The 14,056-nt window shown below is 71.3% G+C and carries 16 protein-coding genes; 7 read left to right on the top strand and 9 right to left on the bottom strand.

Annotation, left to right across the window (positions count from 1 at the left end; all coding sequences use genetic code 11):
- Window positions 1-9: 9 nt before the first annotated feature.
- Window positions 10-486: an HAD domain-containing protein gene (locus tag HDG69_RS11225; protein WP_171783854.1), complete on the top strand. Its 477-nt coding sequence runs from the start codon at window positions 10-12 to the stop codon at window positions 484-486.
- Here the strand turns inward: HDG69_RS11225 and HDG69_RS11220 are convergent.
- The 4 genes from HDG69_RS11220 to HDG69_RS11205 all read right to left on the bottom strand — a co-directional run bounded on the left by HDG69_RS11220 (window position 467) and on the right by HDG69_RS11205 (window position 3,649).
- Window positions 467-730, bottom strand: coding sequence for a hypothetical protein (locus HDG69_RS11220; RefSeq protein ID WP_171783853.1), 264 nt, complete (start codon window positions 728-730; stop codon window positions 467-469). The two genes, HDG69_RS11225 and HDG69_RS11220, sit on opposite strands and share 20 nt — an antisense overlap.
- Before the next feature lie 350 nt (window positions 731-1,080).
- Complete coding sequence (locus HDG69_RS11215) at window positions 1,081-2,553, bottom strand: replication initiator (RefSeq protein WP_343036409.1); 1,473 nt, start codon at window positions 2,551-2,553, stop codon at window positions 1,081-1,083.
- Window positions 2,554-3,011: 458 nt separating this feature from the next.
- A complete protein-coding gene (locus tag HDG69_RS11210) occupies window positions 3,012-3,308 on the bottom strand; it encodes a hypothetical protein (protein ID WP_171783851.1) in 297 nt (98 codons plus the stop codon).
- Window positions 3,305-3,649, bottom strand: coding sequence for an ArsR/SmtB family transcription factor (locus HDG69_RS11205; RefSeq protein WP_171783850.1), 345 nt, complete (start codon window positions 3,647-3,649; stop codon window positions 3,305-3,307). The genes HDG69_RS11210 and HDG69_RS11205 overlap by 4 nt, the downstream gene beginning before the upstream one ends.
- A gap of 94 nt (window positions 3,650-3,743) precedes the next feature.
- Here HDG69_RS11205 and HDG69_RS11200 point away from each other — a divergent pair, with 94 nt between their 5' ends.
- Both HDG69_RS11200 and HDG69_RS11195 read left to right on the top strand, forming a co-directional pair.
- Window positions 3,744-4,349: a hypothetical protein gene (locus HDG69_RS11200; RefSeq protein WP_171783849.1), complete on the top strand. Its 606-nt coding sequence runs from the start codon at window positions 3,744-3,746 to the stop codon at window positions 4,347-4,349.
- A gap of 9 nt (window positions 4,350-4,358) precedes the next feature.
- Window positions 4,359-4,859 (top strand): hypothetical protein, encoded by a 501-nt coding sequence (locus tag HDG69_RS11195; protein WP_171783848.1) that lies wholly within the window; start codon window positions 4,359-4,361, stop codon window positions 4,857-4,859.
- 21 nt (window positions 4,860-4,880) lie between these two features.
- Here the strand turns inward: HDG69_RS11195 and HDG69_RS11190 are convergent, their stop codons facing one another.
- Together HDG69_RS11190 and HDG69_RS11185 are read right to left on the bottom strand one after the other, a co-directional pair.
- Window positions 4,881-5,135 (bottom strand): hypothetical protein, encoded by a 255-nt coding sequence (locus HDG69_RS11190; protein WP_171783847.1) that lies wholly within the window; start codon window positions 5,133-5,135, stop codon window positions 4,881-4,883.
- 14 nt (window positions 5,136-5,149) lie between these two features.
- Window positions 5,150-6,097, bottom strand: a complete 948-nt coding sequence (locus tag HDG69_RS11185) for an MFS transporter (protein ID WP_171783846.1) — start codon at window positions 6,095-6,097, stop codon at window positions 5,150-5,152.
- 142 nt (window positions 6,098-6,239) lie between these two features.
- On the opposite strand from HDG69_RS11185, the gene HDG69_RS11180 reads away from it, so the two are divergent.
- The 4 genes from HDG69_RS11180 to HDG69_RS11165 are packed head-to-tail and all read left to right on the top strand — an operon-like array spanning window position 6,240 to window position 10,508.
- Window positions 6,240-7,757 carry an MmgE/PrpD family protein gene (locus HDG69_RS11180; protein ID WP_171783845.1) on the top strand — a complete coding sequence of 506 codons (1,518 nt, stop codon included), beginning with the start codon at window positions 6,240-6,242 and terminating at the stop codon, window positions 7,755-7,757.
- Window positions 7,757-8,677, top strand: coding sequence for a methylisocitrate lyase (prpB, locus tag HDG69_RS11175; protein ID WP_171783844.1), 921 nt, complete (start codon window positions 7,757-7,759; stop codon window positions 8,675-8,677). The genes HDG69_RS11180 and prpB overlap by 1 nt, the downstream gene beginning before the upstream one ends.
- 48 nt (window positions 8,678-8,725) lie before the next feature.
- Complete coding sequence (locus HDG69_RS11170; RefSeq protein WP_171783843.1) at window positions 8,726-9,868, top strand: bifunctional 2-methylcitrate synthase/citrate synthase; 1,143 nt, start codon at window positions 8,726-8,728, stop codon at window positions 9,866-9,868.
- A 10-nt stretch (window positions 9,869-9,878) separates the two neighbouring features.
- A complete protein-coding gene (locus tag HDG69_RS11165; RefSeq protein ID WP_171783842.1) occupies window positions 9,879-10,508 on the top strand; it encodes a CYTH domain-containing protein in 630 nt (209 codons plus the stop codon).
- A gap of 13 nt (window positions 10,509-10,521) precedes the next feature.
- On the opposite strand, the gene HDG69_RS11160 is transcribed toward HDG69_RS11165, so the two are convergent.
- The 3 genes from HDG69_RS11160 to HDG69_RS11150 all read right to left on the bottom strand — a co-directional run bounded on the left by HDG69_RS11160 (window position 10,522) and on the right by HDG69_RS11150 (window position 13,924).
- Complete coding sequence (locus HDG69_RS11160; protein WP_171783841.1) at window positions 10,522-11,373, bottom strand: D-alanyl-D-alanine carboxypeptidase family protein; 852 nt, start codon at window positions 11,371-11,373, stop codon at window positions 10,522-10,524.
- Window positions 11,374-11,540: 167 nt separating this feature from the next.
- Window positions 11,541-12,605, bottom strand: a complete 1,065-nt coding sequence (locus HDG69_RS11155) for a hemolysin family protein (protein ID WP_171783840.1) — start codon at window positions 12,603-12,605, stop codon at window positions 11,541-11,543.
- Window positions 12,602-13,924 (bottom strand): hemolysin family protein, encoded by a 1,323-nt coding sequence (locus tag HDG69_RS11150; RefSeq protein WP_216645456.1) that lies wholly within the window; start codon window positions 13,922-13,924, stop codon window positions 12,602-12,604. The genes HDG69_RS11155 and HDG69_RS11150 overlap by 4 nt, the downstream gene beginning before the upstream one ends.
- Between the last annotated feature and the right edge of the window lie 132 nt (window positions 13,925-14,056).

Below are 14,056 nucleotides of genomic sequence, written 5' to 3'. Positions count from 1 at the left end.
AGCCCACCTATGTTGCTCCTCGACTTCGACGGTGTCGTCAGCCCGTACGGCGATGAGCCCACCGATGACCTGGCCCTGGCACATGTCGGGAGATACCGGCTCCTGTACCGACCCGACGTCATCGCGCACCTGAACGGCATCAGCCGTCGTGGGCTGGTGGAACTGCGATGGCTGACGTCCTGGGGGCAGGATGCACGCACGGTCTCCCCCGTTCTCGGGCTCGACGACTTCCCCCTGCTCGGCGAGGTCCCGATCAGCGACGAGCCACACGACACCTGGCCTAAGCTGAAGACCGTTCAACGCTGCCTCGCAGGCGGAACCCGGTTCGCGTGGATCGACGACGACCTCACTCAGGAGCGACAGCACTACGTGACCGAGCACTACGCCCAGGGCCAACCGATGCTCCTGCAAGTACCACCCCGTGTCGGCCTCACCGCCCCACTGCTCGACAAGGCCCACCGGTTCCTCACAGGCCGTGGACTCTAGTCGCGCCCCAGGTTGCAGGCGGATCTTTCGATACGGGGTTGAACACACCCCGGATGATGTCGTGCGCGTTCAGCGACGGCAAGCCGTCGCTGTCGACCGCGGCCGGGGTCGGGCCCCGGAGCAGCGAACGGCGGAACGCAGCGGCCGCCAGAACCTGGTCCGCGTCGTCCCTGTGCGGGCCGATGATCGATCCCTCGCGGCGCATCAGATGCTCAGGGGCGGGCCAGTACGCGGGGCGCTCCATCAGCCGTCGGGCGACTCTGCCGCGTCTCGATCGTGCAGTAGGCGCATCGTGACCTTCGCCTTTCCCCTAAGCCGCTCGGCGACCTTCCCAAGCGGACGCTTTAGGTTGGTCTCTTGAATGTCCAGCGGCCACGCTTCGGAGGCGACACCTAGCCGGTGGCGAAGCAAAAGGCGAACCATCTCCTCAAGCGAGTAGAAACCGTCGGAAAGCAACTTCGGCTGCTCTTTCCCGTGGTGGACTATCTCTGCCCGGATACCCGCGCAACGGCCTACACTAGGCGCCCACTGCGCCGGGTCCGCACCCGCTTCCCTTCGCTCCGCGCGGGGGTTGCCACCAGGCCGACTACTCGCTTAACCGTGTGGTCTGGGAACCGCAGCACTGGCCGCTGCGATCAGGTCCTCCCACTCGGTGCGCTCCATCACCCTCGTGCCAGGCAGCCACTCGACGGCCTCAACGCATCCCATCGTCTCGCGCTGCTCGGCAGCATGACGACGGCGCCGCTCACGACACTCCGTCATCGTCATGCCCCACCGACGACTCTTCCTCACCACGTGGCCCCGCCACCCCCACTGCTCCAGGACCCGACCCGTGGCAGCAGGGTGTGCCACCTCTCCCACATCTTCAGCAGGCACAGCCGCCACGTCGTCAGCCACGTCCTGGTCCACAAGGTCGTAGCGCAGTCCCCGGTCACGGATGACCTCGACCAGCACGCCCTGCCCTGGTCCGGCACCATCACGACCGGGTGGGACCGACTCACGATCCCACGGAGCCACCCCGGCCGAAGCACCCAGAGTGGCGTCATCCAGTCCGCCCAGGGCATCAACGCTCGGCATCGGCACTAGATCACGCCGACCGACTTCGACAGCATGCGCCCGAAGCCCTTCGACGCTCTTGCGGACCTGAGCCCAGATCGCGGACGGCGGACCATCCAGCAGGTCAGCCGCCGGGGTGGCGAACTGACGGGACTCCCCGACCTTCTTCGGTGCTGGCAGACCGCCCACATCATCCAGGCCGTACATGGCGTCTGACACAGCACCCCGCATGAAGCCCACGTGGACCGCGCGGGCACGCTCCGCCACCCCGAGAGCATCCGCCGCAGCCGACTCGTCCAGCAGATCCCGGCCCAGATCCTTCGCGCTGTACCCCACGAGCTTCGCGAGGTACCCCGCCGTCTTGTACGCCTCAGCACCGGTCTTCATCTCGACGTGCTTCACGTCGATCTGCTCGCCCCGCCCGATCTTGTCGCCCGTAGTACCCGCTCCCGCGTAAACCTTCGTCGCCTCGGTGGCCTTCAGCACCGCCGCCTTGATCTGCGGCACCAGATGTCGATTTACCCGCAGCAGCGTGTGGAAGTGGATAGCGCCGCGCTGTTGGTACTCCGCCACCGTGATGTAGGTCGGCCGGCCGTCCAGTTCAAGGAGTCTTCCCACCTCGTCCATCGTCCGCGACAGCAGTCGGCCCGCGCAGTAGTTCCACGGGACCTGGGACACGTAGTCGTACTCGGAGAAGCGCAGCGGTACCCCGCGCCACGCGCTGCCCGGCTCGTGCCGACGCCCGCACCCACACCGCCGACCACCCTTCTCGTAGCCCTTGGCCGCACGATGCGTCCGGCCGAAGGACGGCGCCGTGAAGGTCAAGAAAAACAGTGCGTCGCCCACACCCTCCGCCGCATCACGAATCACGTTCAGGCCGTCGTACATCACGGCTCGCACATCACCGCGGTAGAGATGCGCGCAACTCGGGCAGCGGCGACGAAACCGGGTACCACACCGGATCGACACCTCCCGCGCCTCGCCCGACGCCGTCCTGCACTTCTTGACCACCGGCCGCTGACACGGCTGCGCGACCCCCACCGCATCGACCAACTCCGCCAACTGCTTGCGGCTCCGGCCAAGTGCGGCCAGACCAGTCGCGCCGGACCTGCCCCCAGCGATACTCTCGGAACTGACGGGTGTACTCACACTGCACCTGTCCCGCCCCGGTGCGTTCCAGCGCAGCCGGGGCTTTCTCAGGTGCGGCAGTGCCCGCCACGGTGCCCGCCAAACGTCCCGGCCCGTCCCCTCGACGTGCCCTTACTCGGGCGTCTCGGGCGACTCGGGCGGCACGTTCACGCGGTTGCTGGATGAGCCGTCGAACTCCGGAGCAGAAGGTCGGGGGTTCGAGTCCCTTCAGGCGCACCGTCACGAAAGAGGGCGGCCTCGTTGATGCGAGGCCGCCCTTCGTCGTTGCTCGAACCCGTCGTGCCCAGGGGTGCGGTCGCTCTCGACGCCCCGGGCGATCCTCAGTGCTCGTCGTAGTGGTCGGCGTGGGCCGCGTGCCGGTGGCCGTCGTGGACGTAGTCGACGTGGTCGTCGTGCTCGACGGCCTCGTGGCCGCAGTCCGTGCCGTGGGTGTGGTCGGAGACGGAGTGCTCCGCGACCGACTCGTGCTCGTCGTAGTGGTCGCCGTGCAGGGCGTGCCGATGGGTGCCGTGGACGTAGTCCACGTGGTCGCCGTGCTGGACGGCCTCGTGGCCGCAGTCGGCCCCGTGCTCGTGCTCGGACGTGGTGTGCTCGGCGTGGACGTCGGTGACAGTCATGCTGGTTCCTCCTGTGCTGGGTGGGACTCCTCGTCCGCAGCACTGACGGCTGCGGCCGGTTCTCGGACATGGACGAGCGCGTCGGAGATGACATGGGTGACGTGCAGGTCGGCCACCTGGTAGATCAGCGCCCTGCCCCGGCGATCTGCGGTGACCAGGTCCGCCTGGCGCAGGGTGCGCAGGTGCTGCGAGACCAGCGGCTGCGACATGCCTGTCACGTCCGCCAACGCCCCCACCGCACGCGGCTCCTGCCCGATCAGGTGCAGCAGGCGGAGCCTCGACTCGTTGCCGAGCACCTTGAAGAGCTCTGCCGCTGCGGCCAGTCCTGGCTCCGTGTCCATGTCTCGATCAGACCACACATATAAACATCTTGCAATACACTTATATTGTTGAGAAGGAGTCCCATACCCGAGAAGCCCTGCGTAGCATCGAGCCGTGCGCACACCCGCCGCCCTTCGCTCGCCGCCCGGGGTTCGCGGCTATGCCGTGGGTCCGTTCGTCACGCTCGTCGTCCCGGCGATGTCGGCGGCCGCCTACCTGGTCTTCGCGGGGATGGACCACCTGGTCACGGCGCTGGCGGCCGCGATGGCGTTCGCCGCCCTCACCTGCGGGCTCGCCCTCGTGCTGCTGCGGGCCTGCACCTACGAGCTGCTGATCACGCACGACGCCGGAGCCCGGACGGTGGAGGTCGCGCGCAGCGCCTGGGGTCGCACGCGACGACACCGCATCCACCTCGACGACGTCACCGCCTGGTACTACCTCCAGCCGCTCCAGACTCTCGTCGTCGACCGTCGGCGCGCCCGGCCGCTCCGTCTTGTCCTGCACGTGCCGTCCACCTCGCGCACGCACGGCGGGTCGGCGCGTGCGATCAACCGCTGGCTCACCGAGGGGCCCCTCGGTGAGCTCCATGACGGCGAGCACGAGGCCGTCGCGAACCACCGCACCCGCAGACGCCTGCACACCGCGTTCTTCCTCGGCGTCCCGCTGGCCGGGGCCGCCCTGGCCGGCGTCCTCCTGCTCATCGTGTCAGCGCAACGCTAGGGTGCGACCGTGGTCCCGCCCGTCGAGCTCCGTTCCTCACGGCTCCGGCTCGTCGGCACCGCGCTCGTCAGCGCGCTGCTCTCCGCCGCCGGGTCCGCTCTGCTCGTGCACGACCCGACCCGACCGGACGGCCGCGTCGTCGCGGTGATCGCCGCAGCATGCGCCCTCGCCGCGATCTGTCTCCTGGCAGCAGCGCTCCGCCCGTCACGGGTGGTCCTGCGGCTCGATGCCGACGGCTTCACGTACCGCGGCCTGCGGGTGGCATGGACGGAGGTCCGCGGCTACCGGACGCCGCACGTGTACCGGCGGGGCCGCGTGATCGTCGTCGCCGTGACGGACACCGCCGAGGTCACGGCCCGCTGGCAGTCCGCCGGGCTGCGAGGGACCGAGCAGTCGCTGCGGAGGTGGGGCACGCCGGTCGTCCTGGACGCCACCTGGATGGCGGCGACACCAGGACGGGTGATCCGTGCCTTCGCCGACCATGCGGAGCAAGGGTTTCGACAGCGGTGAACGATCCCTCGCCCTCGCTCGTCACTCGGCGCCGACGACCTGCCGGGTGGCCCACGGGACGAGAGCCCCGGCCACCGCCACCGGCAGGGCGAGGACCACGGCAAGACCCGCAGGACCGGCCACGGCGAGCCCGGCGCCGCCGAGCAGCGCACCGACGAAGACCCCGGCGCTCATCCCCGCGGCGTTGAGGCCGAACGCCGTGACGGTGTCGTCCCCGCCACGCTGCGCGATGGCCGCGGTCACCTGCGCCGCGACGATTGCGTGGCTGAAGCCCATGACGACGGTGGCGGTCAGGGCGACGACGAGCCCGGTCGCGGTGAAGACCAGAACGACGTCCCGCTGAGGGTCCAGACCAGTGTGAATGCCTCCCCCACCAGGTCCGGGCGTGACCTCAGACGGGACCAGGCCTGCCGGTAGCCGGCCGCCGGCGCCCGTGCGGCAGTCGTCACCGAGGAGGAACGGAGCAGACCCGCCGCCAGCACGAGCGCCAGCACCGACGTCATCAGCAGGACTCCCCGCCATCCCAGCCACCAGGCCAGCGCGCCGATCACCGGACCGGCGAGGACCGCTCCGAGCGACTGGAAGGCCGTCACGAGGGTCGCCGCCCGGGCGCCGTCGGCGCGAGCCGCGAAGCTCGCCGTGGCGACGTGCAGGAGCGCCGGGGTCAGCACGGCGGTCGCCGCACCGACACCGAGACAGAAGACGACGAGCGCCGGGACGGTGGCGACGCAGCCGGCGAGCGCCGCGACGGACAGCAGGACCAAACCGACCGCCGCGGTGCGGGGAGACCGCCAACGGGCCAGCAGCGGGGCGACGGCGAGGCCCGTCACCAGCGCCGCCACCCCGCCCAGCCCTCGCAACGTCCCGACGAACGCCTCGTCGGCCGAGGCGTCCCCCGCGATCGCGACGAGGAACGTCGAGAAGACCGTGAACGGCAGGAGCCCGACGACGGCGGGCAGCCCGGCGGTGGTCGGGTTCGAGCGCAGGAAGTCGATCTTGTCCTGCGCCGGCTGGTCGTTGTACTCGAGGATCATGATCACCTCGGGCTCCGCGTCGACCACGGCCTCCCACGTCACCTCGGTCCAGCGGGCCTCGACGTCGCCGAAGACGTTCACCCCGCCGGAGAGCTCGATGATGTCGTTCGGCGGGACCTGGCTCGCGGCGGTGAAGGGCTTGTCCGTCCCGAAGTCGTAGAGGAAGACCGTCACCGGTTCGCCGTCCGGGGCCTGCTCCGCCACGGCAGGAAGTCAGAGGCGCCCCCGTCCGGCTTGGACGCCGTCGGGCCCAGGCGTTAGGTTCCAAGCAGCAGTCGACGACGACGCGTGGTCCGCACGACCCAGCTGCCCGCGCGGCCACCAGCCCCCGCGATCCGGAGGACCCATGATCGACCACACCGTGCGCACCTACGGGGCCGGCGAGCCTCTGGCCCGGACCGACCAGCTCGCCTGGAAGATCGCCGACGTGGCGACCTCGGCACCGGAGCCCACCGAGGCGGTCACCGACATGGTGATCAACCGCGTGATCGACAACGCCGCGGTCGCCACCGCCTCGCTGGGCAGGGCGCCGATCCTCGCGGCCCGCGCCCAGGCCGAGGCGCACCCGGTGCCACGAGGAGGCGCCGGGGCCACGATCGTCGGGAGCCGCGAGCGCACCAGCCCCGAGTGGGCCGCCTGGGCCAACGGCGTCGCGGTCCGCGAGCTCGACTACCACGACACCTTCCTGGCCGCGGACTACTCGCACCCCGGCGACAACATCCCGCCGATCCTCGCGGTCGCCCAGCACCTGGGTCGGGACGGCGCGGACCTGCTGCGCGGGATCGTCACCGGGTACGAGATCCAGGTCGACCTGGTCAAGGGCATCTGCCTGCACGAGCACAAGATCGACCACGTCGCCCACCTCGGTCCCAGCGCCGCCGCAGGGATCGGCACCCTCCTGGGGCTGACCACGGAGACCGTCTACCAGGCGGTCGGGCAGGCCCTGCACACCACCACCGCCACCCGGCAGTCGCGCAAGGGCGAGATCTCCACCTGGAAGGCCCACGCGCCGGCCTTCGCGGGCAAGATGGCGATCGAGGCCGTCGACCGGGCCATGCGTGGCCAGACCTCCCCCAGCCCGATCTACGAGGGCTCCGACGGGTTCATCGCCTGGCTCCTGTCCGGGCCCGAGGCGCGCTACACGGTCCCGCTGCCCGAGCAGGGCGAGCCGCGCACCGCCATCCTCGACACGTACACCAAGGAGCACTCCGCGGAGTACCAGGCCCAGGCGTGGATCGACCTCGCGCGGCGTCTCGGGACAGAGCGCCCCGAGCTGCGCGAGCCGGGCTCGGTGCGTTCGATCGTGCTGCACACCTCGCACCACACGCACTTCGTGATCGGCTCCGGCTCCGGCGACCCGCAGAAGTACGACCCCACGGCCAGCCGCGAGACGCTCGACCACTCCATCCCCTACATCTTCACCGTCGCTCTCCAGGACGGCGCCTGGGACCACGTCGACAGCTACGCGCCCCAGCGGGCCGGACGTCCCGACACGATCGAGCTGTGGCGCACGGTCACCACGGCCGAGGACCCGGAGTGGACGCGGCGGTACCACTCGTCCGACCCGGACGAGAAGTCCTTCGGTGGCCGCGTCGAGATCGAGCTGGTCGACGGCGGGCGGGTCGTCGAGGAGATCTCCGTGGCCGACGCCCACCCCCTGGGCGCCCGCCCGTTCGGCCGCGAGCAGTACGTGCACAAGTTCCGCACCCTGGCGGACGGCGTGCTCACCACGGAGGAGGCCGAGCGGTTCCTGGACGTCGCCCAGCGCCTGCCCGAGCTCACCCCCGACGAGCTGGCCGGGCTCACCGTGACGCCGGCCGACGACCCGGCCGCCGGTGCCGCCGTCGTCCCCGGGATCTTCTGATGCTGTACTCCACCCTCACCCCCGCCGCCAAGCGCGCGGCGTTCCGCGAGCGCCTGGGCTCCGGCGAGCTGCTGCAGCTCCCGGGCGCGTTCAACCCGTTGTCCGCCCGGCTGATCGAGGCCAAGGGCTTCGACGGCGTCTACGTCTCCGGGGCGGTCGTCGCGGCCGACCTCGGCCTGCCGGACGTCGGCCTGACCACGCTGAGCGAGGTCGCCGGACGCGCAGGGCAGGTCGCCCGGATGACCGACCTGCCGACGCTGGTCGACGCCGACACCGGCTTCGGCGAGGCGATGAACGTCGCTCGGACCGTGCAGACGATGGAGGACGCCGGGGTCGCGGGCCTGCACGTCGAGGACCAGGTGAACCCCAAGCGGTGCGGCCACCTCGACGGCAAGCAGGTGGTCGACGAGGCCACCGCGCTGCAACGCATCCGCGCGGCCGTCACGGCCCGTCGTGACGAGAACCTGCTGATCATGGCCCGCACGGACATCCGCGCCGGCGCAGGGCTCGACGCGGCGGTGGAGCGCGCCCAGGCCCTCGTCGACGCCGGCGCCGACGCCGTCTTCCCCGAGGCGATGCAGCACCTCGACGAGTTCGAGGTGATGGCCGACGCGCTGGACGTCCCGGTGCTGGCGAACATGACCGAGTTCGGCAAGTCCGAGCTGTTCACCGCCGCGCGGCTGCGCGACGCCGGCGTCGCGATGGTGATCTACCCGGTCTCCCTGCTGCGTCTCGCGATGGGCGCCGCCGACCGGGCCCTCGACACCCTGCGGGCCGAGGGCTCCCTCACCTCGCAGGTGGAGCACATGCAGACCCGCGCCGAGCTCTACGAGCTCCTCGACTACCCGGCGTACAACACCTTCGACACCGGCGTGTACGACTTCTCCCTGGTGGACCACCACCGCCACCGCACCACCTGAGGCGGCGCCCACCCGGCGTCGCGCGTCGTTGAGAGCAAAGGAGCACCGATGACCGAGGCCCGTCCCGCACCCGAGGTCCGCAAGGGCCTCGCCGGCGTGGTCGCCGACACCACGGCGATCTCGAAGGTCGACCCCGAGACCAACTCCCTGCTGTACCGCGGGTACCCGGTACAGGACCTCGCCGCCACCCAGCCGTTCGAGGCCGTGGCGCACCTGCTGTGGCACGGGGAGCTGCCCACCGCCACGGAGCTCGCCGAGCTGGAGGCCCTGGAGCGTTCCCTGCGCCCGATGGACGAGCGCACCCGCCGCGCGATCGACGACCTGCCGCTCGAGGCGCACCCGATGGACGTGCTGCGCACCGCCGTCAGCCAGCTCGGCGGCCTGGACGACACCCTCGGCCGCGAGGACGGTGTGCTGGACCCGGAGCTGAACCGTGGCCGCGCCGTCCACCTCTTCGCCCAGCTGCCCGGCATCGTCGCGTACAGCCAGCGACGCCGGCACGGCCTGGAGCCCGTCGCCCCGCGCGACGACCTCGACCACGCCCGCAACTTCCTGTGGCAGACCTTCGGCGAGGTGCCCGACGACGCCGTCGTCGACGCGTTCCGCGTCTCCCTCGTGCTCTACGCCGAGCACTCCTTCAACGCCTCGACCTTCACCGCCCGGGTGATCGCCTCGACGCTGTCCGACGTGTACTCCGCCGTCACGGGTGCGATCGGCGCGCTCAAGGGGCCGCTGCACGGCGGCGCGAACGAGGCCGTCATGCACGCCTTCGCCGAGATCGGCTCTGCCGACCGGGCCGAGCCGTGGTTGGACGAAGCCCTCGCCGCCAAGCGCAAGGTCATGGGCTTCGGCCACCGGGTCTACCGCCACGGCGACTCACGGGTGCCGTCGATGAAGGCCGCACTGGACTCCCTCGTGGCGTACTACGACCGTCCGGACCTCGGCGAGCTGTACGACGCCCTGGAGTCCGCGTTCGTCGAGCGCAAGGGCATCTACCCGAACCTCGACTACCCCGCCGGCCCTGCCTACCACCTCATGGGGTTCGACACCCCGACGTTCACACCGATCTTCGTCGCCGCACGGGTGACGGGCTGGACGGCGCACGTCGCCGAGCAGCACGGCGCCAACTCCCTCATCCGGCCGCTGTCGCAGTACGTCGGGCCCGAACGCCGCGAGGTTCCCTCCGAGTAGTGTCGGAGGCATGTCCACGAGCTACTCCGACTTCGAGTTCGAACGCCGCTTCCTCGTGCGCGACCTCCCGGACGTGCTCCGGGACGCCCCGTCCCTCATCGTCCAGTCCTACTACCTGTCCGACGGCGGGTACGCGCTGCGCGTGCGGGTCCAGGCAGGAGGGGTCGACGCCCGGGTGGACGGCGACAGCGACCCGCGCGACGTCCTCGACACCCACCAGGACCGGTTCGACTTCGCCGCGGTCACCGTCAAGGGGCCGTCGGCGGGCGGGACCCGGTACGAGGCGGAACGCCAGCTCGACCCGCTGGTGGGGGTCGAGCTGGTCCGACGCGGCGGGGCACGCGTCGTCAAGACCCGCTACGCCGTCTGGCTGGGTGCGGACGGCTGGTCGATCGACGTCTTCGGAGGGGCCAACCACCCGCTCGTCGTCGCCGAGTGCGAACGCTCGGGCCCGGTCACCGGCCTGCAGATCCCCGACTTCTGCGTCACCGAGATCACCGACGACCGCCGGTTCTCCAACGAGTCCCTCGCCGTGGAGCCCTACGCGGAGTGGTTCGCCGCCCACGCCCACGAGCTCGCACGCACGGGACCGCGGTTCCGGGAGGACTTCGGGGAGAACGAACGGCTGGAGTCCCCGTGACCTGCCGTCACCGTCAGTGCCAGGTGGAGACCTCTTCGACGCCGGCCCGGTACTCGAAGTGCCAGGGCTCGTACTTCCCCGAGCCGCCGCGCTGCGCCCACGGAGGGTTCTCCCACCCGAAGGCCGGGGCGTTGTCCCACAACCACTTGTAGACCTCGGCGCTGCCGGTCTCCTTGGAGCACAGGTCGATCGCCAGGCCCCACCCGTGCATCGAGGTCCCCGGTGTCGCCGCGAGGAAGCCGCGGCTCGCCTTGACCGAGTACTGCGACGAAAGCGACCGGTAGCTGTCCACGAGGCACAGGTCCCGGCCGAACCGGGCACGGAACGCCTCGTTGAGCGCGCTCAGCGACACGGCGGCGTCGGGCCGCAGCTGCTCCCCGCTCTGCCACAGGTCGCACAGCGAGTGGTCCGCGAGCTGACCGTTGCCACCGTCCACCGGGGCGTCCATGTCGCAGTCCGGCAGCGGGTTGCGGTCGCTGGACCGGCTCGCGGCGGCCACGCTGCGCTCGCGCGGGGCTGCCGCGATGGCGGCCGCCGTGCCCGGGGTGTCCGCACCCGACTCCAGCAGCGCCAGGGTGCTCGGACCGGTCGGACGGGACTCGAGGTCGAACGGGGAACCGTCGTCCGCGTCCGCCGTGCCCGTCAGGGGGACCGCGATGGTCGCGGCGGCCAGCGAACCCAGGACGGTGACGCGGGTGACCCAGGTGTGACCGGCCGGTGCCGCGTGGGCACCGCGACCGCCCTTGCGGGTCTGCCCGGGGCTGCGCCGACGCGGCGTGCGGCCGGTGCGCGCCTCGGCAGCCTCACGCATCTCACGTCGCGACCGGGGGACGGGGGCGTCGCCGCCCTGCGACGTCGTGTCCACGCCACCTCCGTGCCTCACGTCGCGCGCTCGCGCGACCCCTGGTCAACCCGTCGATCCGAGCTCGTGCGATCTCACGGCACGACTGTGCCCCACCGTGTGATCATTCCGTGCCCGCACCCTAGCGGTGACGTGGCGCACCGCCAAGTCCCCCGTTGTTCAAGACCTGTTCAGTGCCGCCGCTGCATCGCGTCACGGACCTCGCCCACGAGCTCTTCGAGGATGTCCTCGAGGAACACGACCCCGACCGTCCGGCCGCCGTCGTCCACCCGCGCCAGGTGCGCGCCCGACCGTTGCATGGCCCGCAGGGCGTCCTCGACCTCGTCGTCGGGACCGACCTGCGCCGTGGCACGCACGCGCCACGCGGGCACCGGACGCTCCCGGTCACCGTTCGTCGCGTAGAGGACGTCCTTCAGGTGCAGGTAGCCGATCAGGGCACCGGGCACGTCACCCCCGGGCTGGTCCGCAGCCGGCTCGACGACCGGGAAGCGGCTGTACCCGGTCCGCGAGACCAGCCGCTCGACGTCGTCCGGCGTCGCCCCCGGGGTGAGCGTGACGAGCGAACCGAGCGGCACCATGACGTCCCGTGCCGTGCGCGCGGAGAACCCCAGCGCTCCCGAGAGCAGGCCCTGCTCGTCGGCCAGCACACCCTCCGCCCGCGAGCGCTCGACGATCGACTGCACCTCCTGGGCCGTGAAGGCGGAGGCCACCTCGTCCTTGGGCTCCACGCCCAACGCCCGGACCGCGTGGTTCGCGACCCAGTTCAGCGCCACGATCACAGGCTTGACCAGCCGGGCGATCACGACCAGCGGCGGCGCGAACCAGAGCGCGGCCGTCTCCGGGCCCGTCACCGCGAGGTTCTTGGGGACCATCTCGCCGAGCACCACGTGCAGGTAGACCACGATCCCCAGCGCGATGACGAGAGCGACCGGGTGGACGAGCTGCTCCGGGACGCCGAGCGCCGCGAACGGACCCTCCAGCAGGTGCGCGAGCGCCGGCTCGGCGATGATGCCGAGCCCTGTCGAGCAGACCGTGATCCCGAGCTGGGCGCACGCGAGCATCAGCGAGACGTGCTCCATCGCCCACAGCACGACCTGGGCACGCTTCTCCCCCGCCTGGGCCCGCGGCTCGATCGCGCTGCGCCGCACCGACAGGACGGCGAACTCGGCCCCGACGAAGAACGCGTTGCCGACGAGCAGCAGCAGCCCGACCCACAGAGCGGTCGCGTTGCTCATCGCGGCACCTCCTGCACCAGCTGTACGCGCAGGCGTTCGACGCGACGCCCGTCGACGAGCTCGACGCGCAGCCTGACGTCGTCGACCTCGACGGTGTCACCCGCCTCGGGCAGCCGGCCCAGCCGAGCCATGACGAGCCCTCCGAGCGTCTCGTAGGCGGGGCCCTCCGGCACCTGCAGACCGGTGGTCTCGGCCAGCTCGTCCGGGCGCAGCACCCCGGGGACGCTCCACGTCCCGTCGGCGGCCCGGGCGACGCCGCCGCGCCGGCGGTCGTGCTCGTCCGCGACGTCGCCCACGAGCTCCTCGACCACGTCCTCCAGCGTCACGACGCCCGAGGTGCCCCCGTACTCGTCCACGACGACGGCCATCTGCAGCCCGAGACCGCGCAGCTCGACGAGCAGCGGTCCCAGGCTGACGGTGTCGGGGACCCGCGGGGCGTCGGTCATGAGGGCACCCGCCGGCACCTCGCCCCGCTTCGCGAACGGGACACCGACGGCGCGGCGGAGGTGCACGAGCCCGACGATGTCGTCCCGGTCGTCGCCGATGACCGGGAAGCGGGAGTGGCCCGTCCGGTGCGCCAGGGCCACGACCTCCGCGGCGCTGGTGTCCCGACGGACGACCGACATGCGCGTGCGGTCGGTCATGACGTCCCGTGCCACGAGCTCGTCGAGCTCGAGCGAGTTGGCCAGGAGCGTCGCCGTGCCCTTCTCGAGCGTGCCCTCCTGGGCCGAGCGGCGCACGAGCGAGAGCAGCTCGGTCGCGGAACGCGCCCCCGAGAGCTCCTCGCGCGGCTCGATCCCGAGCCGCCGCAGGATGGCGTTGGCCGACCCGTTGAGCACGCCGATGAGCGGGCCGCACACGATGGTGAACACCCGCTGCAGCGGCACGACCGCCCGTGCCGTGGGGTGCGGTGCCGACAGCGCGAAGTTCTTGGGGATGAGCTCCCCGAACAACATCGAGAAGGCGTTGACGACCACCAGCGCCAGGACGGCGGCCAGCACGGTGGCCGCCGTCACGCCGAGCGGTGTCGCGGCGAGCCCTGCGCCGAACATGCTCAGCAGGGCCGGCTGGGCCGTGTACCCGAGCAGGATCGTGGTGACGGTGATCCCGACCTGCGCGGAGCTGAGCTCCGTGGACAGGTGCTTCAGCCCGGACCGGACGATGCGGTCCCGGCGGTCGGGCGCCCGTCGGCCGGGCCTCGGACTGTCGCCCTCCTCGTCGTCGCCACCGACGACGGCAGGGTCCAGGGTGACCAGCGAGAACTCGCTCGCCACGAAGATCGCGGTCCCGGCGGTGAGCAGGACGCCGACGGCGATCATGATCGTCTCGTTCAGCACGGCAGGCCCCGCAGGCCGGTATCTCGACTGTCGTCCATCGTGGCCCGATGCTATCCCCGCGAGCCGCGCTCCGTCGCGCTGATCCGCCACGCCAGCGCATCCCCAGCGCACACC

Origin of the sequence: Isoptericola halotolerans, from assembly GCF_013149785.1 — a bacterium.
In the GTDB taxonomy this organism is placed as follows: Bacteria; Actinomycetota; Actinomycetes; order Actinomycetales; family Cellulomonadaceae; genus Isoptericola; species Isoptericola halotolerans.
Note: the sequence above shows the minus strand (reverse complement) of the source record. Positions and strands in the feature narration are given on the sequence as shown.

What these genes read in the sequence shown, in the direction of transcription:
- HDG69_RS11165 (WP_171783842.1), top strand. Translation starts at nt 9,879, where the DNA reads ATGTCCACGAGCTACTCCGACTTCGAGTTCGAACGCCGCTTCCTCGTG.
- HDG69_RS11190 (WP_171783847.1), bottom strand. Translation starts at nt 5,135, where the DNA reads ATGGGCTTCAGCCACGCAATCGTCGCGGCGCAGGTGACCGCGGCCATC.
- HDG69_RS11225 (WP_171783854.1), top strand. Translation starts at nt 10, where the DNA reads ATGTTGCTCCTCGACTTCGACGGTGTCGTCAGCCCGTACGGCGATGAG.
- HDG69_RS11220 (WP_171783853.1), bottom strand. Translation starts at nt 730, where the DNA reads ATGGAGCGCCCCGCGTACTGGCCCGCCCCTGAGCATCTGATGCGCCGC.
- HDG69_RS11150 (WP_216645456.1), bottom strand. Translation starts at nt 13,924, where the DNA reads ATGATCGCCGTCGGCGTCCTGCTCACCGCCGGGACCGCGATCTTCGTG.
- HDG69_RS11180 (WP_171783845.1), top strand. Translation starts at nt 6,240, where the DNA reads ATGATCGACCACACCGTGCGCACCTACGGGGCCGGCGAGCCTCTGGCC.
- prpB (WP_171783844.1), top strand. Translation starts at nt 7,757, where the DNA reads ATGCTGTACTCCACCCTCACCCCCGCCGCCAAGCGCGCGGCGTTCCGC.
- HDG69_RS11205 (WP_171783850.1), bottom strand. Translation starts at nt 3,649, where the DNA reads ATGGACACGGAGCCAGGACTGGCCGCAGCGGCAGAGCTCTTCAAGGTG.
- HDG69_RS11170 (WP_171783843.1), top strand. Translation starts at nt 8,726, where the DNA reads ATGACCGAGGCCCGTCCCGCACCCGAGGTCCGCAAGGGCCTCGCCGGC.
- HDG69_RS11210 (WP_171783851.1), bottom strand. Translation starts at nt 3,308, where the DNA reads ATGACTGTCACCGACGTCCACGCCGAGCACACCACGTCCGAGCACGAG.
- HDG69_RS11155 (WP_171783840.1), bottom strand. Translation starts at nt 12,605, where the DNA reads ATGAGCAACGCGACCGCTCTGTGGGTCGGGCTGCTGCTGCTCGTCGGC.